This window comes from Curtobacterium phyllosphaerae, assembly GCF_049341865.1.
GTDB classification, from domain to species: Bacteria; Actinomycetota; Actinomycetes; order Actinomycetales; family Microbacteriaceae; genus Curtobacterium; species Curtobacterium phyllosphaerae.
Map to the genome: position 1 here is coordinate 231,849 of NZ_JBMPIU010000003.1, position 21,612 is coordinate 253,460.

Consider the following 21,612-nt stretch of genomic DNA (forward strand, 5'->3'; position numbering starts at 1 on the left):
GGTGCTCTGCCAGGGCCGCCGATGACGATTGAGAGTTCCGTGACCACCGAGCAGCACGCCGAGCCACCGTTCGAGGACGAGCACGCGTACGACTTCCGACGCATCCAGGACAAGTGGCAGGGTGTCTGGGACGAACTCGGGCTGTTCACGGTCGACCCGGCGGACAACCGACCGCGGAAGTACATCCTCGAGATGTTCCCGTACCCGTCCGGCGACCTGCACATGGGCCACGCGGAGAACTGGGCACTCGGGGACTTCGTCGCGCGCTACTGGCGGCAGCAGGGGTTCAACGTGCTGCACCCGATCGGCTGGGACTCCTTCGGCCTGCCCGCGGAGAACGCCGCGATCAAGCGGGGCGTCGACCCGGCCGAGTGGACCTACGCGAACATCGCCCAGCAGAAGGCCTCGTTCAAGCGGTACGCGCCGTCCTTCGACTGGACGCGGGAGATCCACACCTCGGATCCGGAGTACTACAAATGGAACCAGTGGCTGTTCCTCAAGATGTACGAGAAGGGTCTGGCCTACCGCAAGGACAGCTGGGTGAACTGGGACCCGGTGGACCAGACGGTGCTCGCGAACGAGCAGGTCCTGCCGGACGGCACCTCCGACCGCTCCGGGGCGGTCGTCGTCAAGAAGAAGCTGACGCAGTGGTACTTCGGCATCACCGAGTACGCGGACCGGCTGCTCGACGACCTCAACCAGCTCGAAGGGTCCTGGCCCGACAAGGTCATCGCGATGCAGCGCAATTGGATCGGCCGGTCGGTCGGTGCCGACGTCGACTTCGTGATCGAGGGCCACGACGAGCCCGTGACGGTGTTCACCACCCGTCCGGACACGATCCACGGCGTCACGTTCCTCGTCGTCGCGCCGGACTCGGACCTGGCCGCGTCCCTCGTCGACTCCGAGCTCGTCGACGACGAGACGCGGTCCGCCTTCGCGCAGTACCTCACCGAGACGCAGGCGACGAGCGAGATCGACCGGCAGAACGCGGACCGGCCGAAGACGGGCGTGCCGCTCGGCCGCGTCGCGATCCATCCGCTGACCGGAGAGCGACTGCCCATCTGGGCGGCCGACTACGTGCTCGCCGACTACGGACACGGCGCCGTGATGGCCGTTCCCGCGCACGACCAGCGCGACCTCGACTTCGCGCGCGAGTTCGGGCTGCCGATCACCGTCGTCGTGGACACGAACGCCGCGGTGACGGGTGCGATCCCCGTCATCCCGCCGGGTGCGAGCATCGAGGACTTCGACCTGCCGCCCCTCGACCCCGCCACCACGGGGCTCGCGCTCACCGGCACCGGTCGGATGATCAACTCCGGGTCGCTCGACGGGATGAGCAAGCAGCATGCGATCACCGCCGCGATCGCCGAGCTGACGGCAGCCGGCACCGGCCGCGCCGCGAAGACGTACCGCCTCCGCGACTGGCTCATCTCCCGCCAGCGGTTCTGGGGCACCCCGATCCCGATCATCCACGGCGCGGACGGCACCGAGTACCCGGTGCCCGAGGACCAGCTGCCCGTCCGGCTGCCGTCCACCGAGGGTCTCGACCTGAAGCCCCGCGGGACCAGCCCGCTCGGTGGTGCGACCGACTGGGTGAACGTCCCGAACCCGGTGGACGGCTCGCCAGCCACGCGCGACACCGACACGATGGACACGTTCGTCGACTCGTCCTGGTACTCGCTACGGTTCCTCAGCCCGAACGACGACACGCAGGCGTTCGACCCGGCCGAAGCGCGCAAGTGGGCGCCCGTCGACCAGTACGTCGGCGGTGTCGAGCACGCGATCCTGCACCTGCTCTACGCACGGTTCGTCACCAAGGTCCTCTTCGACCTCGGGTACGTCGACTTCACCGAGCCGTTCAACGCGCTGCTCAACCAGGGCATGGTGCTCTCCGGCGGCTCGAAGATGTCCAAGAGCAAGGGTGGGGTGAGCCTCGGCGACGAGCTCGACGCGCACGGTGTCGACGCGATCCGCATGGTGATGGGGTTCGCCGGGCCGCCCGAGGACGACATCAACTGGGAGGACGTCTCCCCGGCGGCGTCGGCGCGGTTCCTCGCGCGGGCGTACCGGCTGTCCGTCGACGTCACCTCGGCGCCGGACGCCGTCTGGGCCGAGGGCGACCGTGCGCTCCGGCAGGTGACGCACCGGTTCCTCGCCGACGCCCCGGGGCTCATGGAGGCGTTCAAGTTCAACGTCGTCATCGCCCGGCTGATGGACCTCGTCAACGTGACCCGGAAGGCCATCGACACCGGGGCCGGCCCCGCCGACCCCGCCGTGCGCGAGGCCGCCGAGACCATCGCGCTCGGGCTGAGCGTGTTCGCGCCGTACACCGGCGAGGAGATGTGGGAGCGTCTCGGGTACCCCGCATCGGTGGCGACCCACGGGTGGCGCAAGGCCGATCCGACACTGCTCGTGCAGGAGTCGGTCACCGCGGTCGTGCAGGTGAACGGCAAGGTCCGCGACTCGTTCGAGGTCCCCCCGTCGATCGAGTCGGATGCGCTCGAGGAACTCGCACGCGCGTCGAGGTCGGTGCAGCGGTTCATCGGGGAGCGCGAGATCGTCAAGGTCATCGTCCGCGCCCCGAAGCTCGTCAACATCGCGATCAAGGGGTAGCGACCCCTCCCCACCCGGGCCCCGCACCCTCGCCGTCCACAGCGTCGAGGGTGCGGGGCCCGCGGCGTGCGGAGCCCCCGTACCGTGCTCGCATGGACGAGGAACCGGAGCACGACCGACCACCGGGGGCGCGGTTCGCGCTGACACCGCGCGCACTCGTCATCGCGGCGGCGGTGATCGCGCTCGTCGCGCTCGTCGTGGTGCTGCTCGGAGCCCGCGCGCCGGCGGTGTCGTCGGCCGGTGGGTCCGGCGCGGTCACGGTGGGTGGCGCGACGCCGGTCGGCAGCGCGGTGCCGTCGTCCGGTGACCGCGGCGGGGCCCATGCGGCCGACGGGGCAGGGTCGTCCGCTGGGGCCGGCGCGCCCGGAGACGCCGGTGCGTCCGGTGGTGCCGGAGCCCGGACCGGAGGCGCAGCCGGGTCCGGCACGCCGGCTGCGGTCGTCGTCCACGTCGCTGGTGCGGTCGCGCAGCCCGGCGTCCGCGCACTGGGTGCCGGTGCGCGCGTGCAGGACGCCGTCGACGCCGCCGGCGGGGTCGTCGACGGTGCCGACACGGCGCGGGTCAACCTCGCTCGCGTCCTCGTCGACGGGGAGCAGGTCTACGTGCCGCGCGTGGGTGAGGACCAGGTCCCGCAGGTGCTCGGCGCCGGCGGCGGTGCCCCGGCCGGTCGTGGGGGAGCGGACGCTGCGGGCGTTCCGGGCGACGTCGTCGACCTGAACAGTGCCGACCAGGCTGCGCTCGAGACGCTCCCCGGGATCGGTCCGTCGCTCGCGGGGCGCATCCTCGCCTGGCGGACGGAGCACGGACGGTTCTCGAGCGTCGAGGACCTGCGTGACGTCGCCGGGATCGGCGACGTCCGGTTCAGCGAGCTCGAGCCGCTGGTGCGTGTGTGAGACGGGCGCGGTCCGGGCCGGACGCGGACGCGGCGGGCATCGCGTCGGCGGTGATCGCCGCGGTGGCGGGGGTCCGTCCGGGCCGCGGCACCGACCTGCGGCTCGTCGTCCCCGTCGGCTGCATGTGGGTCACCGCGGCCGTGCTCGTCGGTGTCCCGGGGACGGTGGCGTGGTGGACGGCGCTCACCGCCGGTGTCGTCACCCTCATCGGGACCGTGGTGCTCCTGGTCGCCCGGTCGTCGCTGGCGGCCGGCTGCAGCGTGGCGCTGCTCGCGGTGGCCCTCGTCGCCCTCGTCGCGCTCGCGGTCGGGGTCGGCGCCGGCACCCGTGCGCCGGCGGAGCTCGACCGCGCGGCCTCCCGGCCCCGGATCGGGGCGACGGTGCGGGTCGCCCACGACGTCGCCCCGAGCGACCGCTCGTTCCCGGCCGAGCTCACGGCACTGTCCGGTGGCGGCGCGACGACCGACGGCGTGCACGTGCCGATCCGGGTGGTGGCGACGGGTCTCCGGCTCGCGGCCGGTTCCACCGCGCACGTCGACGGGCGACTCCAGGCCGAACCTGCCGATGGCACGGCGGCGTTCGTGCTCTTCGTGCGGGGGCACCCGGGCCGGGTCGACCCGCCGGGTCCGCTCGGGGTGGCGACCCACCGGGCGCGGACCGCGTTCGCCGCCGTGACCAGGTCGCTGCCGGAGCCCGGTGCAGGACTCCTCCGCGGCCTCGCGATCGGCGACCGCTCGGACCTCGACGAACAGACGTCGGGCGCGATGGAGACGACGGCGCTCACCCACCTCACGGCGGTGTCGGGGTCGAACTGCGCCGTGCTGGTGGGCCTCGTCGTCCTGGCCGGACGCGGGGTGCGGGCACCCCGGTCGGTCCGCGCGGTCGGTGCGATCAGCGTGCTCGTCGGGTTCGTCCTGCTCGTCGGACCTGATCCGAGCATCGTCCGTGCGGCGGTGATGGCGACGATCGTGCTGGTCGTCGACGTCGTCGGGCGTCCGGTCCGCGGAGCGCCGCTGATCGCCGTCGCCGTGCTCGTCATGCTCGTGTGGGACCCGTGGTACGCCCGCTCGTTCGCGTTCGTGCTGTCGGTGCTCGCGACGGCCGGGATCGTGGTCGTCGCACCGCCACTGACCGCCCTGCTCGCGCGCCGCCTGTGGACACCCGTGGCGGCGCTCGTCGCGGTGCCGATCGCCGCGCAGACCGCCTGTTGGCCGGTCACGGTGCTCCTGGCGCCGGTGATCCCGACCTACGCCGTCCCGGCGAACCTGGTGTCCGAGCCGCTCGCACCCGTCGGGACGGTCATCGGGCTCGGTGCGTGCCTCCTCGCCCCGTCCTGGCCGGGTGGTGCGTCCGTACTCGCCGCGGTCGCGTGGGTGCCGGCGACGGCCATCGCCGGCATCGCCGGCTGGTTCGCGTCGCTGCCGTTCGCGAACGTCCCGTGGCCGGACGGCGTGGCGGGGGCGGTCGACGCGACACTGCTCTGCGGCGGGATCGTCGTCGCGGCGCTGCTCCGGCGTCGGCCGGTGCGCGCGGTGGTCGTCGCGGGCGTGACCGTCGTCGCGGTGGTCGGGGTCGGGGTCGTCGTCGTGCCGGCCGCCGTCCTGCGGGCGAGTCTCCCGGCGGCCTGGGGCGTGGCTGCGTGCGACGTCGGGCAGGGCGACGCCGTGTTCGTGCGCGACGCGGACGCCGTGCTGCTCGTCGACACCGGTGACGACGAAGACCGGCTGCGCTCCTGTCTCGACCTCCTCGGGATCGACCGGATCGACGTCCTGGTCGCCTCGCACTTCGACCGGGACCACGTCGGGGCGGTGGGCGCGGTCGCGCACCTGGTCGACGTCGCCCTCGTCGGTCCGGAAGGCCGCTCGGAGGACGACCGGATCGTCTCGACCCTGCAGCGCGCCGGCGCGGACGTCCAGCGTGCGTCCGCGGGGACCTCCGGCACCCTGGGACGACTCGCGTGGCGCATCCTCTGGCCTCCACCGGGGACCCGGACCGGCGGGAACGACGCCAGCCTCGTGCTCGCCGTGCGGCCCGGCCCGGGTCCGCGGTGCGCCGGGTGTCTGTCGGGTCTGTTCCTCGGCGACCTGGGGGAACGGTCGCAGGCACTCCTCGTCCGGTCGGTGGCCGCAGCGGACCTCGGCCCGGTGGACGTCGTCAAGGTGGCGCACCACGGCTCCGCAGACCAGGACCCCGCGCTCTACCGGCTCGTCCAGGCCCGCGTCGGGATCGTGAGCGTCGGCGCGGACAACAACTACGGGCACCCCACGGCGTCCGCCCTGGAGATGCTCGCGGCCGCGGGGACCACCGCGGTGCGGACCGACCTCGGCGGGACGACCGTGCTCGTCGCCGGACCGGACGACGTCCTCGTGTGGCAGGAGCGCGGCGGTGGCCCCGGTGCGTCGGCGCACGCCCGTACACTCGTTCCCGGAGTGGGACGACGGCGCGCTCGACGCACGATGTCCGGTGCCGGCACGGAGAGGAACAGATGGCGGTCAAGAGAGCGACCCGCGCGGCGGCCAAGATCGACCAGGTGCCGTGGTCCGGGATCCGGCCGGCGCCGGTGGTGCTCGTGACCGGCCCGGAGACGTTCCTGGCCGAGCGCGCGACCGGGACGCTCCGCGACCTGCTCGTCGGCGAGGACCCGGCGCTCGAGGTCCACGACATCGAGGCCGACCAGTACGCCCCGGGCATGCTCGCCACCCTCGCCAGCCCGTCGCTCTTCGGTGAACCACGGCTGCTCCGGGTGACGAACGTCGAGAAGTGCACGGACGCGTTCATCACCGAGACGCTGTCGTACCTCTCGGCGCCGGCCGACGACGTCACGCTCGTGCTCCGGCACGGCGGTGGTGTCCGGGGCAAGAAGCTGCTCGACGCGATCCGGAGCGGTGTCGGCGGCGGGATCGAGGTCCTCTGCGACGAGCTCAAGAAGGACACCGACCGCATCGAGTTCGTCCAGGCCGAGTTCCGGGCGGCGAGGCGTCGGATCGCCCCGTCGGCCGTCCGGACGCTCGTGTCCGCCTTCACCGACGACCTGGCCGAGTTGGCGGCTGCGTGTCGACAGCTCCTCGCGGACGACGACCAGGACATCACCGACCGGACCGTGGACCGCTACTACGGCGGCCGCGTGGAGACGAACGCGTTCAAGGTCGCCGACATCGCGCTCGCCGGCCGGTCCGGCCCGGCGATCGTGCAGCTGCGGCACGCCCTCGCGACCGGCGAGGCCCCCGTCCCCATCGTCGCCGCCTTCGCGAGCAAGATCCGGACGATGGCGAAGGTGAGTTCGTTCCGCGGCTCGCAGGGGCAGGCTGCGTCGGCACTCGGCATGGCCCCCTGGCAGGTGCAGCGTGCGCAGCGGGACGTCCAGGGGTGGAGCGAGTCCGGGCTCGCGAACGCGATCCTGAGCATCGCGGCGGCGGATGCCGCGGTCAAGGGCGGTTCGCGCGACGCCCACTACGCCCTCGAGGTCATGGTGCGGGTGATCGCCCGGCGCGGTGAGTCGCGGGGCTGAACGCCGGACGAGGACCGGCGTGGCGTTCCGGACGCGCACGGCGCTCCGACGCGCACGGCGCTCCGACGGGCACCCCTGATGATGCAGAACGCCCCCGGTACCGAAGTACCGGGGGCGTCGGCGGCTCCGAGCGCAAGGCTTCGAGCGCAAGGCTCTGGGCCGATGCTCAGAGCGAAGCGACCTTCTTGGCGATGGCCGACTTGCGGTTCGCTGCCTGGTTGCGGTGGATGACGCCCTTGCTCACGGCCTTGTCGAGCTTCTTCGACGCGGTGGCCACGGCAGCGAGCGCCTTGTCCTTGTCGCCGGCGGCGATCGCCGTGTTGGCCGAGCGGATCCAGGTCTTGAGCTCGGACTTGTAGGCCTTGTTGCGCTCCTGGGCCTTGAGGTTGGTCTTGATGCGCTTCATCTGCGACTTGATGTTCGCCATGCGGTGTTCCTCACTTCGAGTAGCGGACACAGGGTGTCCCGGGTCGTTGAACGCGATCACAGTGGATGAGAGGATCCGATCGCGGATCGCGCTCCACCTTGTGGGAGATGGAACACGCAAGCCAGCCAGCAACGTTACCAGGATCGGGCGACGCACTCAACGCAGCGACTCCGGTGCGTCGCCGGAGCCCGCGCCGCACCCGGTGTCCGCACCGACACGACCCGCGCGGACCGCATCGACGAGACCAGGGCGCACCCGGGCGATACCGTTGCGACATGCCGTCCCTCGCGCCCAGGATCGAGACCGTCCCTGCGTCCGGGATCCGACGGGTCTTCGAACAGGCCGCCCTGCTCGACGACGTCACGATGCTCGTGGTCGGCGAGCCGGACGTCCCGGTCGCTCCGCACATCGGCGAGGCCGCCCGTCGTGCCTGGACGGCGGACCGGACCGACTACACGCCGAACGGCGGCATCGCACCCCTCCGCGCGGCCATCAGGGACAAGCTCGCCCGGGAGAACCGGATCGAGGTCGACCTCGAGCAGATCTGGGTGACGATCGGCGCGACGCAGGCCCTGTTCCAGGCGATGACGCTCGTGCTCACGCCGGGCGACGAGCTCCTCGTGCCGGACCCCGGGTACACCACGTTCACGATGAACGCGCACATCCTCGGCGCCGTGCCGGTGCCGTACCAGCTCAGCCCGGCCCTCGGGTTCGAGCCCGACCTCGACGCCCTCGAGGCCAGTGTCACCGAGCGGACCCGTGCCATCGTCGTCAACTCCCCGTCGAACCCGCTCGGCTCGGTGTTCGGCGACGAGACCCTCCGGCGGGTCCTCGCGTTCGCGAAGCGGCACGACCTGTGGGTGATCAGCGACGAGGTCTACGAGTACTTCACCTACGGCGTCCGGCACACGAGCCTCGCGGCGCTCGACGAGGACGACCGGGTGTTCTCCGCGTTCTCGCTGAGCAAGACGTACGCGATGACCGGGGTCCGGGTCGGCTACCTCGTCACGCCGAAGGGCCTGGGCGCGACGATGCGCACCGTGCAGGAGGCGATGATCAGCTGCGTGGCGGAACCCGACCAGTTCGCGGCCCTCGCGGCGATCGTCGGCGACCACTCGGCGGTGCGCGACGCCCGGGAGCACTACCGGTCGAACCTCGACATCGCACGCGAGGTCCTCGACGCGGCGGGCATCCGGTACAACGACCCCCGGGGCGCCTTCTACCTGTGGATCGACGTCTCGCACGCGAGCGAGGGCGACGTCGCGTCGTGGTCGATGCGGTTCCTGACGGAGTCCAGGGTCGCGGTCGCGCCGGGCAGCGCCTTCGGCAGGACGGGCGAGGGATGGATCCGGATCTGCCTGGCCGCGGACCCGGAGGACATCCGGCACGGTCTCGGTGCGCTGCCGGCGCCGGGGTCGGCGACGCCCTCGGGACGTGCCGCGGTCTGACGGACCGGCCCCGGCCTCCCGTCCGGGGACCGATCCCTGCACACCCACGGGAGCGACGGCCTCGGTCTCCCGGCATGCCCGCGCTGCGAGCGCGGTCGCGCGGGCATGGGAGAATCGACAGGTGTCCGACCAGGACGCACGACCTGCCCGGTCACATGACCTGCAACGAGGAACCGTGAGCCCACTCGCATCCAAGCCGCTCGAGCCGGCGTCGACCGACGCCGCCGCGATCCGCAACTTCTGCATCATCGCGCACATCGACCACGGCAAGTCGACCCTGGCCGACCGCATGCTGCAGATGACGGGCGTGGTCGAGGAGCGTGCCATGCGCGCCCAGTACCTCGACCGGATGGACATCGAGCGCGAGCGGGGCATCACCATCAAGTCGCAAGCCGTCCGGATGCCGTGGGAGCTCGACGGCGAGACGTTCGCGCTGAACATGATCGACACGCCGGGGCACGTCGACTTCTCGTACGAGGTCTCCCGGTCGCTGGCGGCGTGCGAAGGTGCGGTGCTGCTCGTCGACGCGGCCCAGGGGATCGAGGCCCAGACCCTCGCGAACCTCTACCTGGCGCTCGAGAACGACCTCGAGATCATCCCGGTGCTCAACAAGATCGACCTGCCCGCGGCGGAGCCGGACAAGTACGCCGCCGAACTCGCGCAGCTGATCGGTGGGTCCCCGGACGACGTCCTGCGGGTGAGCGGCAAGACGGGTGTCGGTGTGCCGGAGCTGCTCGACCGTGTGGTCCGCACCATCCCGGCGCCGACCGGTGACATGGACGCCTCGCCCCGGGCGATGATCTTCGACTCCGTGTACGACAGCTACCGCGGGGTCGTCACCTACATCCGGATGGTCGACGGCCGCATCTCGCCGCGCGAGAAGGTCCAGATGATGTCGACCAAGTCGACGCACGAGATCCTCGAGATCGGGGTGTCGAGCCCCGAGCCGACCCCGTCGAAGGGGCTCGCGGTGGGCGAGGTCGGGTACCTGATCACCGGCGTCAAGGACGTCCGGCAGTCCAAGGTCGGCGACACCGTCACGAGCGCGCAGAAGCCCGCGACGCAGGCGCTCGCGGGGTACACCGACCCGAAGCCGATGGTGTTCTCCGGCCTCTACCCGATCGACGGCAGCGACTACCCGGACCTCCGCGAAGCCCTCGACAAGCTGAAGCTGTCCGACGCCGCGCTGGTCTACGAACCGGAGACCTCGGTGGCGCTCGGGTTCGGGTTCCGCTGCGGGTTCCTCGGGCTCCTGCACCTCGAGATCATCACCGAGCGACTCTCCCGCGAGTTCGGGCTCGACCTCATCACCACCGCGCCGAGCGTCATCTACGAGGTCACGACCGAGGACCGGAAGTCCGTCGAGGTCACGAACCCGTCCGAGTTCCCGGGTGGCAAGATCGCGAGCGTCAAGGAGCCGGTGGTACGCGCGGCGATCCTCGCCCCGAAGGACTACGTCGGGTCGATCATGGAGCTCTGCCAGCAGCGTCGCGGCTCGCTGCTCGGCATGGAGTACCTCGGCGAGGACCGCGTCGAGCTCCGCTACTCGATGCCCCTCGGCGAGATCGTGTTCGACTTCTTCGACCAGCTGAAGAGCAAGACGCAGGGGTACGCCTCCCTCGACTACGAGCCGATGGGCGACCAGGAGGCCGACCTCGTCAAGGTCGACATCCTGCTGCAGGGCGACCAGGTCGACGCGTTCAGCGCGATCGTGCACCGCGACAAGGCCTACGCCTACGGCGTGCTGATGACCGGGCGCCTCCGCGAGCTCATCCCGCGGCAGCAGTTCGAGGTCCCGATCCAGGCTGCGATCGGCGCGCGGATCATCGCCCGCGAGTCGATCCGTGCGATGCGCAAGGACGTCCTCGCGAAGTGCTACGGCGGCGACATCACCCGGAAGCGCAAGCTCCTCGAGAAGCAGAAGGAGGGCAAGAAGCGGATGAAGACCATCGGCCGGGTCGAGGTCCCGCAAGAGGCCTTCATCGCCGCGCTCTCCGGGGACACCGAGAACAAGGACGCCAAGAAGAAGTAGCGCGCGGTCAGCGACGCTCCACGCCGTCGGACACCCGCACCGCGGCCGCGAACACGGCGGGGAGGCACGCCCCGGCGATCGCCGCGAGTCCGGTCCGCCACGTGTCGAGTCGGAACGCCGTTCCCGGATCGACCGCGTGCGACGACATCACGGCGGCTGCGACGGCCCCGAGGCTGAGTGCCACCGCCGTGCAGCCGACGACCATCGCGAACCGACCTCCGGAGGGGCGCAGCGCGAGGACGACGAGGGTCGTCGCGAGGAGCAGCACCCCGACGCCGGCCGCGCCCGAGGCCCAGTTCGCGAGAGTCACCTCGTCGATGTCGGGTCGGACGGCGGCGTGCCGCGCACCGGGGTCCGTGATGCGGTGCCCGAAGAACGAGCCTCGCTCGATCGCGGCGATGCACCGCAGCACGACGGCGAGCAGCATCATCGCCGCGGTGCCGCCGACGAGCACGAGGTCGAGGGTGCGGCGCCGCGGCGGAACTGCAGCACCGTCCGTGGTCATGCCGTCGACGCTACGTGGCGGTGCGGAGCGGCGCGTGCCCCACTACTGGGCGGCTCCTCGGGCACCCCAGTTCACGGGGTGACACGCGGTGCCGTGCGGGATCCGGACTCCGTGGCGACCCTCGGACGCGGGCCGACCGAGCGGTGTACCCGCGGAGTGGGGGACTCGACGGGGTACACCTGTGCACATTCTCGGCATCGGGTCGGCATCCGGCCCGTGACCGCGCAGTGGTCGACCTCGGGGGACCGCTGCGCTCCCGTCCGCGTCCGCGGCCCGCAACCCGACCCCGATGTCAGCTGAGGTGCAGTTCCCATGTCGAAGCACGCCGTCCCACCGCTCCGCGGCGGGCGCCTCCGGTTCGCCCCGATCGCCATCGCGACCGGACTCGCTGCGGCCGTCGCCCTCTCGATGTCGCTCACCGGGACCATGTCCGCGTTCACCGCGAGCATCAAGAACGACACGAACACGCTCTCGACCGGGACCATCACGATGCAGGAGACGTCGGGGTCGACGACGTGCAACAGCAACGACGGGTCGAGCGCGTCGGTCGCGTCGAACTCGTACACCTGCTCGTCCATCAACAAGTTCGGCGGGACGACCGGCGTGGTGCCGAACCAGGCGATCACCACGAACCTGTCCTTCAAGAACAGCGGCTCGGCGAGGGCGAGCACGTTCACGCTGCTCGGCGGCACCTGCACGCAGGGCACCGTGAGCAGCGCGAACGGCGGCGCGACGGACCTCTGCAGCAAGCTGAACGTCAGCCTCACCGCGAACGGCACCGCGGTGAGCGGCCTCACCACCCTCGGAGCCCTGGCCTCGTCGACGGTCACGATCCCGGGCGGGGCGGCCGCCAACTCGACGGTGCCGCTCGTGCTGACGGTGACGCTCGACTCGAGTGCGGGGAACAGCTACCAGGGCCTCACCGCGTCGATGCCGCTCACCTGGACGTTCTCCAGCTGAGACGACGCGTCCTCGATGAGCGGGAGCCACGCAGCGATCGCCGGACCGGCCAGCAGTGCCGGTACCGGTGGTCGGCGTGCGACCCGAGCACCGCGCAGCACGTCGGTGGCCAGGTCGGTCCGGGCGTCGTCCCGGACGACCAGGCGGGGCCGACGCTCGCTGCTGCCCGTCGGCGCGTCCCTCCTGGTGCTCGTCGCCCTCGCACTCGCCGCGGTGGCGGGTGCGGCGTCGTCCGGCGCGCGGTGGTTCGACGTCCGGACACCCTCGATGGGCACCGCTGCGCCGGTCGGGAGCATCGTCGTGACCCGGCCCGTCGCGATCGAGCGCCTGCGGGTCGGCGACGTCGTGAGCTTCACCCCGCCGAGCGGAGGCGGCGCGACGCACACGCACCGGGTCGTCGCGCACCCGACCCCGGCGAGCGTCCGGACGCGCGGGGATGTCAACGGCGCCGACGATCCGTGGACGCTGCACCAGGCGGACCTCGTCGGACGGGCGGACGTGATCGTCCCCGGGGTCGGGTGGGCGCTCCGCGCGCTGCCGTTCCTCGCCGGCGGGGTCCTCGCGGTCTGGGCCGGCACCACGTCGTTCCGTCGCGCCGACCACCGCGCCGCGGCGCGCGTCCTCGGTGTCTCGCTCGTGGTCGCGATCACGAGCGCCGTCCTCCGACCGTTCGTCGCCGGGACGCTCGTCGAGACCACGACGAACACCGACCGTCCCGTGGCGGTCGTGGTGTCGACGGGCATCCTGCCCGCACGGGTGGCCGTCGATGGCGGTCCCGCCGTGCACCTGCTGTCCGGCGAGGTCGGCCGCATCCCGTTGCCGCCGGGCGGGGGCCTGACCCAGCACCTGACGATCGGCATCGACCTCCCGCCCGGCGGATGGGCTGTGTGCCTCCTCGTCAGCGCACTGCCGCTCCTGTGGTGTCTCGTCGTGGGGCTCCCGCGACCGTCCCTGGTCCCCGACCACGGCGCGACGACATGACGCGCACACTCGCGGCCGTGGTCGTCGCCGTCCTGGTGGTGCTCGGTCTGACCCTGCCGGCGACGCAGGGCGCGTTCGTGGCCACCGTCGCGAACGGCACGAACACGCTGTCGACGGCCACCAACTTCACCCCCGGGACACTGCCGTTCCGCTCCGCGTTCGCCGGGAGCGACGCCGGGTGGACGACCTACGGCGGCTGTTGGCGGACCTCGGTGTCGAGCGGGTTCGGGATCTACTCCGAGACCTGCGGCGGCTCCGGCGGGCAGAAGGCCGTCACCGGGTCGACGTCGTGGACCGACTACACCCTGCAGGCCGACGTCAAGATCGACTCCGGGACGCAGGCCGGGCTCCTCGCCCGGGTCACCTCCCCGAGCACCGGGACGGACGCCCTGACCGGGTACTGGGTGGGCATCACCACGAGCAACACCCTCGTGCTCGGCATGATGACGAACGGCACGTACACGTCCCTCCAGACGGCGTCCGTGACGAGCGGCATCAGCCTGAACACCTGGTACCACCTCGTCGTCCAGGCAGTGGGGTGCACGTTCACGGTCTCCCAGACGACCACGGGCGCGAACACGTGGACGGCGTTCACCTACACCGACACCGGATGCACCCAGACCGCCGGGGCGATCGGGGTGCGCGACCAGGACTCCACCGGCTCGTGGCGGTTCATCACCGCGACCGCGGGCGGGACGACCTCGACGAGCGTTTCGCCGCTCAACGTCGCGATCCGCGGCGGCTCGTTCCCGAACGCGACCCCGTACGGCGGGACGTGGACCTTCGACCAGGCCGCGGAGACGATCTCCGACACCACCGGCGGCAGCGGTGACAAGTACGTCGAGAACACCTCGTGGGGTGACATGACCCTGACCGGCGACGTGCGGTTCGACGGGGCGATGGACAACCGGGACGTCGGCTACGTGGTCCGGGTGACGAACCCGGCGCGGGGCACGGACGCGCTCACCGGCTTCTACGCGGGCATCAGCAAGACCGGCCTGGTGCTCGGAGCGCAGAACAACGGCTACTCCGGACGCGTCCCGACGTCGCTCGGTCGGACCGTGACCGTCGGGGAGTGGTGGCACCTCACCGTCGAGGTCGTCGGGTGCAAGGTGACGGCGACGGCGTCTCCGGCGAAGGGCGGACCCGCCGTGCAGAACTCCTACGACTACGGCAGCGGTTGCGCGCAGTCCTCGGGGTCGATCGGCATCCGGACGCTCGGGGCGCCGGCGAGCTGGCGGAACATCGCCGTCACACCGCGCTGAGCCGCTGTCCGGCGTCTGCCCGGTCGCGTCCTCGGTCGCGTCCTCGGTCAGCGCACGATCGGTACGATGGCGGACATGAGCACCCGCGGCACCCACCGGCCGACCGACCTGAGCTACGGCGCCGTCGGCGCGACCCAGGCCCCCGACCTGATGACGTTCCCGCCGGCGGGCTTCGTCCCGACCGAGGACCGCACACGGATCGGCCACGGCGACCAGCGCTTCGAGACTGCGTGGATCCAGACGCTCACCTGGCAGATCCAGGAGCGCAGCGGCATCGGCGTGCGTGTCGACAGCGTCCCGCCGGAGGACGAGGTCGGGTACACCCCGGTCGCCTTCGACGACGACGGCAAGCCCGTCTCCGCCGCGTCGGTCGGCACCGAGACGACGGCGCGCTTCGCCCCGGACGGGACGCCCCTCCTCCGCGCCGGCACCGTCGCGACGCTCACGATGCACGCGTTCGGGCGGACGGTCGAGGCGCCGGTCCGTGTCGTCGCGGTGTACGACGAGCCGGACCGCAAGGGCTTCGCCTACGGGACGCTCGCGGGTCACCCGATCTCGGGCGAGGAGTCCTTCGTCATCGAGCGCACCGCCGACGGTTCCGTCTGGCTGCAGATCCGGCAGTTCTCCCAGCCCGCGAGCCGCAAGTGGGCGCTCGCCGCCCCGCTCCTGAAACGCGAGCAGCGTCGGATGGCCGAGGCGTACCTCCAGGCGCTCGTCGGCACCGAGGCGCCGACCGACTGACCGACCGACCGCCGCGTCAGTCGAGCACCGGCAGCGCCGCGATCGCGTCGAGCACGAGGTCCGCGTCGACGACGCAGTCCCGCGCGACCGCGACCGCCGACGTGGCCCGGAGCGTAGCGACGTCGTAGACCCCCGTCGCGACGGCGAGGAACGGGATGCCGGCGGCCTCGGCGGCCGACCCGTCGCGCGGCGTGTCCCCGACGATGACGGCACGCCGGCCGCGCAGCCCGGCTGCGGCGCGTGCGGTGATGTCGGTACGGTCGACGTCCTCCTCGCCGAAGTACGAGTGCTCCCAGTCGAAGGCACCGACGTCGAGTCCGGCGCCCCGGAGCTTGATCTCGGCGCGGAACGACGAGTTCCCGGTGAGGAGGCCCGAGTGCCACCCACGTCCGGTCATCCGCCCGATGAGCGCGACGACCCCGGCGGCGGCCGTGCGGTGGTCCGCGGCGCGGCTCCGCTCCGCCGACAGCTCCTGGAGGTGCCCGCTGACCGTGTCCTGGAGGCCGCGGTCGAGCCCGTGCGCCTCGAGGTGGTTCTGGATGATGCCGGCGTCGGTCCGCCCGTGCTGGTGTCCGACGAGCTGTTCGAGGTCGTGCCCGACCGTCCGCTCCAGCGCCAGGTGGTAGAGGTTGCCCGGCGAGGTCGCGTTGTACACGAGCGTGCCGTCGATGTCCCACAGGACGACCGTGCCGGCGTCGAGGGCCGACGGGCTGGTGCTGGGCTCCATGGCGACCATCATGGCGGACAATGGAGTCCATGCCCAGCGCCCTGCCGATCGCCGACCCCGCCCCGGCCGACGGGCTGGTCACGCCCGTCGACGGCCTCGCGCCCGTGCCGTTCGGGGTGTACGTGCACGTGCCGTTCTGCCGGGTCCGCTGTGGCTACTGCGACTTCAACACGTACACGGCGTCCGAGCTCCGGGGCGTCCGCCGCGACGACTACGCCGGGCACGCGCTCCGGGAGCTCGCGTTCGCCCGGCAGACCCTCGAACGCTCCGGTGTGGCCCCGCGGCCGGTGTCGACGGTGTTCTTCGGCGGCGGCACCCCGACGATGCTGCCGGCGGAGGACCTCGTCGCGGTCCTCCGGGCGATCGACGACACCTGGGGGATCCTGCCGGACGCCGAGGTCACGACCGAGGCGAACCCGGACTCCGTCGACGCCGACGCGCTGGCGACCCTGCACCGCGGCGGGTTCACGCGGATCAGCTTCGGCATGCAGTCCGCCGTCCCGCACGTGCTCGCGACCCTCGACCGCACCCACGACCCGGACCGGGTCCCGCTCGTCGTCCGTGCGGCACGGGAGGAGGGTCTCGACGTGAGCCTCGACCTCATCTACTCGACGCCGGGGGAGTCGCTCGCCGACTGGCAGACCTCGCTCGACGCGGCGATCGCGTGCGAGCCGGACCACGTCTCGGCGTACGCGCTCATCGTCGAGGACGGCACGAAGATGGGTCGTGACGTCGCGAAGGGCATCCTGCCCGCGCCGGACGACGACGTCGCGGCGGACATGTACGAAGCCGCGGACGCCCGGCTCGGCGCCGCCGGGTACGGCTGGTACGAGGTCTCGAACTGGGCGCGCGGCGACGAGCACGCGAGCCGGCACAACCTGTCCTACTGGAAGGGCCACGACTGGTGGGGCGTCGGTCCCGGGGCGCACTCGAGTGTCGCCGGCACCCGCTGGTGGAACGTCAAGCACCCCGCCGCGTACGCCGACCGGGTCCTCGCCGACGTCTCCCCGGCTGCCGGGCGTGAGACCCTCGACGCCGAGACCCGGTACGTCGAGCGGGTGCTCCTCGCAGCGCGGGTGCGCGGCGAGCTCCGGACGTCCGAGCTCCGGGACCCGGCGCGCGAGCGCATCGGCGGGCTCATCGCCCGCGGGCTCGTCGATGGACGAGCGGCGCTCGCCGGCCGGATCGACCTGACGCTCACCGGCCGCCTGCTCGCGGACGCCGTGGTGCGCGAGCTGCTCGACTGACGCCCTGTCGCCCTGGAGGCGCGGTGCCGGCCCGCACCGTCCCTCCAGTCCGGGAGGTGGTTCCGCGGAACGCAACGTCGGCCGCGTCTCGCAGGGATGTACCTCTGCGCGACGCGGCCGACCTGGTGTTCAGCGGAGGGGGGCTACTGCTTGAAGAACTCGATCGACAGCGGGTAGCGGTAGAACTCCCCGGCGTTCGCCTTGACGGCCGCCATGATGCTGAACACCAGCGACACGATGCCGGCCGCGGCGACCACCAGGAACCCGATGAAGATGATCGAGAGCAGTCCGCCGACGAAGTAGGCGATCGCCATCGTGATGTGGAAGTTCAGCGCGACACGGGTGTGCTCGCGGACGAACGGACCGCGGTCGCGGAGGACGAGGTAGGCGACGAGCGGCCCGACGAAGTTGAAGAAGATCCCGCTGAGGTGCGTCAGCGTCGACCACAGTCGCTGGTCCTCGGGGCGGAGCGGCGGCGGCGGCGCGTACCCGTAGCCCTGTTGGTAGCCCTGGTCGTACCCCGGCTGCTGCTGCCAGCTCTGTCCGGAGCCCTGGCCCTCGCTCTGGTGGCCGTTCCCGGGTGCCTGCTGGCCGTGGTCGGGCTGGCCGTGCGGTCCGTTGTCGTTCGGCGGTGTCGCGGTCATGCCGAGAGCGTATCGGCCGGGACTCGGACGCCGCATCAGCCGGGCGTAGGATGAGCACTCGGCATCGACGAGTGCCAGAACGGCCGGGTCGGCACGGCCCGGGACGAGCCAGGAGGGGGACGCGCATGGTCAGCGACCGCAGCCTCGAGGTCCTCAAGGCGATCGTGCGCGACTACGTCGACTCCCGGGAGCCGGTGGGGTCCAGGTCGATCGTCGAGCGCCACGCGTTCGGGGTCTCCGCGGCCACGATCCGGAACGACATGGCCCTGCTCGAGGAGGAGCAGCTGATCGTCGCGCCGCACACCTCGTCCGGGCGGGTGCCGACCGACAAGGGCTACCGGGTGTTCGTGAACCACCTGGCGGAGGCCCGACCGCTCTCGAGCGCCCAACGCCACGCGATCGAGACGTTCCTCGGCTCCTCGACCGACCTCGACGACACCCTCGCCCGGACCGTCCGGCTGCTCAGCCAGCTGACGAACCAGGTCGCCCTCGTGCAGTACCCCTCGATGGTCCGGGCGCGCGTCCGCCACGTCGAACTCGTCCGGTTGAGCGACGCGCGGCTCATGACCGTGCTCATCACCGACACCGCGCGGGTCGAGCAGCGCATCCTCGACACCGACCTCCACATCGGGGACGACGCCCTCGCCGAGCTCCGGGCGACCATCAACGCGGCCACCGGCGGACTGCTCCTCCAGGACGTCTCGGCCGTGCTCCGCGGGGTCCCGGAACGCGTGCGGCCGGAACTCCAGGCGCTCGGCGGGCTCGTCGTCGCGGCCCTCGTCGAGCAGGTCGGTGCGAACCGGCAGGACCGGCTCGTCATGGCCGGGGCGGCGAACCTCGCCAAGACCGAGGACGACTTCGCCGGCGGCCTGTTCCCCGTGCTCGAGGCGATCGAGGAACAGGTGACCCTGCTCCGGCTGTTCGGCGAGATGCAGCTCGACGCCGTCGCGGTGACCGCGAGCATCGGCGCGGAGAACGCCGAGTACGACGGCCTCGACGTCACGAGCGTCGTGGCCGGTGGGTACCGCGCGGCCGGCGGCGAGCTCGCACGACTCGGCGTCCTCGGCCCGACCCGCATGGACTACGGCACGAACATGGCTGCGGTCCGAGCCGTGGCCAGGTACCTCTCCGGGCTCCTCGGCGAGAATTGACCCCGCGGTCGCCCTCGCGACCACGACGCCGCGCAGTGCGGCTCCCTTGACCAGATCCATCCCGACCGACTGAGGTGCTGTGGCAGACCACTACGACGTTCTCGGCGTCACCCGCGACGCGTCCGACGCCGACATCAAGAAGGCGTACCGACGCCTCGCCCGGGAACTCCACCCGGACGTGAACCCAGCCCCGGAAGCCGCCGAGCGGTTCAAGGACGTCACGCACGCGTACGACGTCCTGAGCGACTCGGAGCAGCGTCGGCGCTACGACCTCGGCCCGCAGGACAGCCCGTTCGGCGGGGGCGGCGCGGCCGGGTTCGGCGACATCTTCGACGCCTTCTTCGGCGGCGGCGCGGGCGGCGGTCGCGGCAACGGGCCCCGCTCGCGTGCCGAACGCGGTCAGGACGCCCTGCTGCGGGTCGAGGTGGACCTCGACGAGGTCGTCTTCGGCACGCGGAAGGAGCTCGAGGTCGACACGGCGGTGCTCTGCGAGACGTGCGGCGGCTCGTGCTGCGCACCGGGCACGTCCCCGCAGACGTGCGACATCTGCGGTGGCTCGGGCCACATCCAGCGCACCGTCCGGTCCCTGCTCGGCAACGTCGTGACGAGTGCGCCCTGTGGCACATGCCGCGGGTACGGCACGGTCATCCCGAACCCCTGCCCGACGTGCCAGGGACAGGGCCGGGTCCGGGCGCGTCGCACCATCGAGGTCGACATCCCCGCAGGCGTCGACAGCGGTCTGCGGCTGCAGATGCCCGGCAACGGCGAGGTCGGTCCGGCGGGTGGACCGTCCGGCGACCTGTACCTCGAGATGAAGGTCCGGCACCACGACGTCTACAGCCGCGACGGCGACGACCTCCTCGCGACGCTCGAGGTCCAGATGACGGACGCGATCCTCGGCACGACCACCACGATCGACGGCCTCGACGGCGCCGTGGAACTGGAGATCCGGGCCGGGGTCCAGAGCGCGGACGTCCTGACCATCAAGGACCGCGGCGTCACCAAGCTCCGCGGCAACGGCCGCGGCGACCTGAAGATCGGCGTGCAGGTCGTCACCCCCACCAAGCTGTCGCACCGGGAGCGCGAACTCGTCGAGTCGCTCGCCAAGGCCCGCAGGGCGCCGAAGCCGCAGCTCGCCCGGTTCCAGCAGGGGCTGTTCGGCAAGCTCCGCGACCGGTTCTTCACCTTCTAGGGCGTCCGCGTGGCATCGCAGTACCTCGTCGACACGCTCGACGGCGTGGTCCCCGGGTCCGTCGTGACGCTCGACGGCCCCGAGGGTCGGCACGCCGTGACCGTCACCCGGGTCCGCGTCGGCGAGACGCTGCGCATCGCGGACGGCGACGGCACGGTCGTGACGGGTGCGGTGGCGTCGATCGGCAAGGACTCCCTGGCGCTCACGGTGTCCTCGGTCCACGTCGAGCAGGTCGGACGCCCGGCCCTCGTCCTCGTCCAGGCACTCGCGAAGGGCGGCCGGGACGAGATGGCGGTGCAGGCGGCGACCGAGATCGGCGCCGACGCGGTCGTGCCGTGGGCGGCGTCGCGGAGCGTCTCCCGGTGGGACGGCCCGAAGACCGAGAAGGGCCGTGCCCGCTGGGGCGCGATCGTGCACGAGGCCGCCAAGCAGTCGTTGCGTGCCCGCGTCCCGGCAGTGGGACCGCTGGCGTCGACGAGCGCGTTGGCCGCGGTCGCCGGTGGCGCCGCCGGGCTCGGAATGGAGGCAGGGACCACCCTGGTCGTGCTCGACCCGACCGCTGACCAGCTGTTGAGCACCTGGGAACCACCGGTCGAGGCGACGGCGATCGCCCTGGTCGTCGGTCCGGAGGGCGGCATCAGCGACGGCGAGCTCGCGTCGCTCGAGTCCGCCGGGGCCGTCCGTGTCCGGCTGGGTGCGTCCGTCCTCCGCACCTCCACCGCCGGCCCGGCCGCCCTCGCCGTGCTGCAGGTCCGGCTCGGTCGCTGGTAGCCCTGGCCCTCCCCACCGCCTCCGGTCCCCGGTCGGCGACGTGGACTCCGCACCGCACCGCACCGCATCGCGCTCGCGGAGTGTGGGAGTGTGTCGGCAGGGCGTTCTACGATGGACGCATGAGCACCGCAGCACCGAGCGTCTTCTCGCGGATCGTCGCGCGCGAGGTCCCGGCGACCATCGTCGCCGAGACCGATCGTGTGATCGCGTTCGAGGACATCGCTCCCAAGGCACCCGTCCACGTGCTCGTCGTCCCCAAGACCGAGCAGTACCGGAACGTCACGGAACTCGCCGCCGGTGATCCGGACCTCCTGGCCGAGGTCATCGCGACCGCCCAGCGGATCGCCGACGACCGTTCCGGCGGCGAGTACCGGCTCCTCTTCAACACCGGTCCGACCGTCGGTCAGACCGTGTTCCACGTCCACGCTCACGTCCTCGCAGGCACCGCAGGCCACCCCCTGCAGGAAGGCTCCCTTGCCGGATAGCAACGCCGCTCGTCCCGAACCC

Annotated in this window: 19 protein-coding genes; 15 read left to right on the forward strand and 4 right to left on the reverse strand. The window is 72.0% G+C overall.

The features are described from left to right. The first annotated feature begins 21 nt into the window (after nt 1-21). The 4 genes from leuS to holA all read left to right on the forward strand — a co-directional run bounded on the left by leuS (nt 22) and on the right by holA (nt 7,014). On the forward strand, nt 22-2,613 hold the full coding sequence (leuS, locus tag ACO0E0_RS06745; RefSeq protein ID WP_422870637.1) for a leucine--tRNA ligase: 2,592 nt from the start codon (nt 22-24) through the stop codon (nt 2,611-2,613). Between the two features lie 92 nt (nt 2,614-2,705). Beyond that, nucleotides 2,706-3,506, forward strand: a complete 801-nt coding sequence (locus ACO0E0_RS06750; protein WP_422870638.1) for a helix-hairpin-helix domain-containing protein — start codon at nt 2,706-2,708, stop codon at nt 3,504-3,506. After that, nucleotides 3,503-6,079 (forward strand): ComEC/Rec2 family competence protein, encoded by a 2,577-nt coding sequence (locus tag ACO0E0_RS06755; RefSeq protein WP_422870639.1) that lies wholly within the window; start codon nt 3,503-3,505, stop codon nt 6,077-6,079. The genes ACO0E0_RS06750 and ACO0E0_RS06755 overlap by 4 nt, the downstream gene beginning before the upstream one ends. Then, a complete protein-coding gene (gene holA, locus ACO0E0_RS06760) occupies nt 5,992-7,014 on the forward strand; it encodes a DNA polymerase III subunit delta (protein ID WP_422870640.1) in 1,023 nt (340 codons plus the stop codon). Before ACO0E0_RS06755 ends, holA begins: the two co-directional genes overlap by 88 nt. Nucleotides 7,015-7,180: 166 nt before the next feature. Here the strand turns inward: holA and rpsT are convergent, their stop codons facing one another. Further along, complete coding sequence (rpsT, locus tag ACO0E0_RS06765) at nt 7,181-7,441, reverse strand: 30S ribosomal protein S20 (RefSeq protein ID WP_422870641.1); 261 nt, start codon at nt 7,439-7,441, stop codon at nt 7,181-7,183. A gap of 275 nt (nt 7,442-7,716) precedes the next feature. Here rpsT and ACO0E0_RS06770 point away from each other — a divergent pair, with 275 nt between their 5' ends. After that, nucleotides 7,717-8,889 (forward strand): pyridoxal phosphate-dependent aminotransferase, encoded by a 1,173-nt coding sequence (locus ACO0E0_RS06770; protein ID WP_422870642.1) that lies wholly within the window; start codon nt 7,717-7,719, stop codon nt 8,887-8,889. Nucleotides 8,890-9,064: 175 nt separating this feature from the next. Continuing rightward, complete coding sequence (lepA, locus tag ACO0E0_RS06775) at nt 9,065-10,921, forward strand: translation elongation factor 4 (protein WP_422870643.1); 1,857 nt, start codon at nt 9,065-9,067, stop codon at nt 10,919-10,921. Between the two features lie 7 nt (nt 10,922-10,928). Here lepA and ACO0E0_RS06780 read toward each other — a convergent pair whose 3' ends face one another. Beyond that, nucleotides 10,929-11,426: a hypothetical protein gene (locus ACO0E0_RS06780; protein WP_422870644.1), complete on the reverse strand. Its 498-nt coding sequence runs from the start codon at nt 11,424-11,426 to the stop codon at nt 10,929-10,931. Nucleotides 11,427-11,738: 312 nt separating this feature from the next. On the opposite strand from ACO0E0_RS06780, the gene ACO0E0_RS06785 reads away from it, so the two are divergent. The 4 genes from ACO0E0_RS06785 (at nt 11,739) to ACO0E0_RS06800 (ending at nt 15,373) form a co-directional block, all read left to right on the forward strand. Next, nucleotides 11,739-12,386 carry a hypothetical protein gene (locus tag ACO0E0_RS06785; protein WP_422870645.1) on the forward strand — a complete coding sequence of 216 codons (648 nt, stop codon included), beginning with the start codon at nt 11,739-11,741 and terminating at the stop codon, nt 12,384-12,386. A 15-nt stretch (nt 12,387-12,401) separates the two neighbouring features. Then, complete coding sequence (locus ACO0E0_RS06790; RefSeq protein WP_422870646.1) at nt 12,402-13,367, forward strand: S26 family signal peptidase; 966 nt, start codon at nt 12,402-12,404, stop codon at nt 13,365-13,367. Continuing rightward, nucleotides 13,364-14,632 (forward strand): 3-keto-alpha-glucoside-1,2-lyase-like domain-containing protein, encoded by a 1,269-nt coding sequence (locus tag ACO0E0_RS06795; protein WP_422870647.1) that lies wholly within the window; start codon nt 13,364-13,366, stop codon nt 14,630-14,632. The genes ACO0E0_RS06790 and ACO0E0_RS06795 overlap by 4 nt, the downstream gene beginning before the upstream one ends. A 75-nt stretch (nt 14,633-14,707) precedes the next feature. After that, a complete protein-coding gene (locus tag ACO0E0_RS06800; protein WP_422870648.1) occupies nt 14,708-15,373 on the forward strand; it encodes a DUF1990 family protein in 666 nt (221 codons plus the stop codon). Between the two features lie 16 nt (nt 15,374-15,389). On the opposite strand, the gene ACO0E0_RS06805 is transcribed toward ACO0E0_RS06800, so the two are convergent. Continuing rightward, on the reverse strand, nt 15,390-16,100 hold the full coding sequence (locus ACO0E0_RS06805) for an HAD family hydrolase (RefSeq protein WP_422870649.1): 711 nt from the start codon (nt 16,098-16,100) through the stop codon (nt 15,390-15,392). A 29-nt stretch (nt 16,101-16,129) separates the two neighbouring features. Between ACO0E0_RS06805 and hemW the strand changes: the two genes are divergently transcribed. Then, nucleotides 16,130-17,347, forward strand: coding sequence for a radical SAM family heme chaperone HemW (hemW, locus tag ACO0E0_RS06810; protein ID WP_422870650.1), 1,218 nt, complete (start codon nt 16,130-16,132; stop codon nt 17,345-17,347). A gap of 143 nt (nt 17,348-17,490) precedes the next feature. On the opposite strand, the gene ACO0E0_RS06815 is transcribed toward hemW, so the two are convergent. Next, nucleotides 17,491-17,991 (reverse strand): DUF4870 domain-containing protein, encoded by a 501-nt coding sequence (locus ACO0E0_RS06815; RefSeq protein WP_422870651.1) that lies wholly within the window; start codon nt 17,989-17,991, stop codon nt 17,491-17,493. 125 nt (nt 17,992-18,116) lie between these two features. Here ACO0E0_RS06815 and hrcA point away from each other — a divergent pair, with 125 nt between their 5' ends. The 4 genes from hrcA (at nt 18,117) to ACO0E0_RS06835 (ending at nt 21,590) form a co-directional block, all read left to right on the forward strand. Then, a complete protein-coding gene (hrcA, locus tag ACO0E0_RS06820; protein ID WP_422870652.1) occupies nt 18,117-19,142 on the forward strand; it encodes a heat-inducible transcriptional repressor HrcA in 1,026 nt (341 codons plus the stop codon). A 79-nt stretch (nt 19,143-19,221) separates the two neighbouring features. Beyond that, entirely contained in the window at nt 19,222-20,334 is a 1,113-nt protein-coding gene (gene dnaJ, locus ACO0E0_RS06825; protein ID WP_422870653.1) for a molecular chaperone DnaJ, read from the forward strand. 9 nt (nt 20,335-20,343) lie between these two features. Continuing rightward, nucleotides 20,344-21,105 (forward strand): 16S rRNA (uracil(1498)-N(3))-methyltransferase, encoded by a 762-nt coding sequence (locus ACO0E0_RS06830; protein ID WP_422870654.1) that lies wholly within the window; start codon nt 20,344-20,346, stop codon nt 21,103-21,105. Between the two features lie 119 nt (nt 21,106-21,224). Beyond that, a complete protein-coding gene (locus ACO0E0_RS06835) occupies nt 21,225-21,590 on the forward strand; it encodes a histidine triad nucleotide-binding protein (RefSeq protein WP_422870655.1) in 366 nt (121 codons plus the stop codon). The last annotated feature ends 22 nt before the right edge of the window (nt 21,591-21,612 follow it).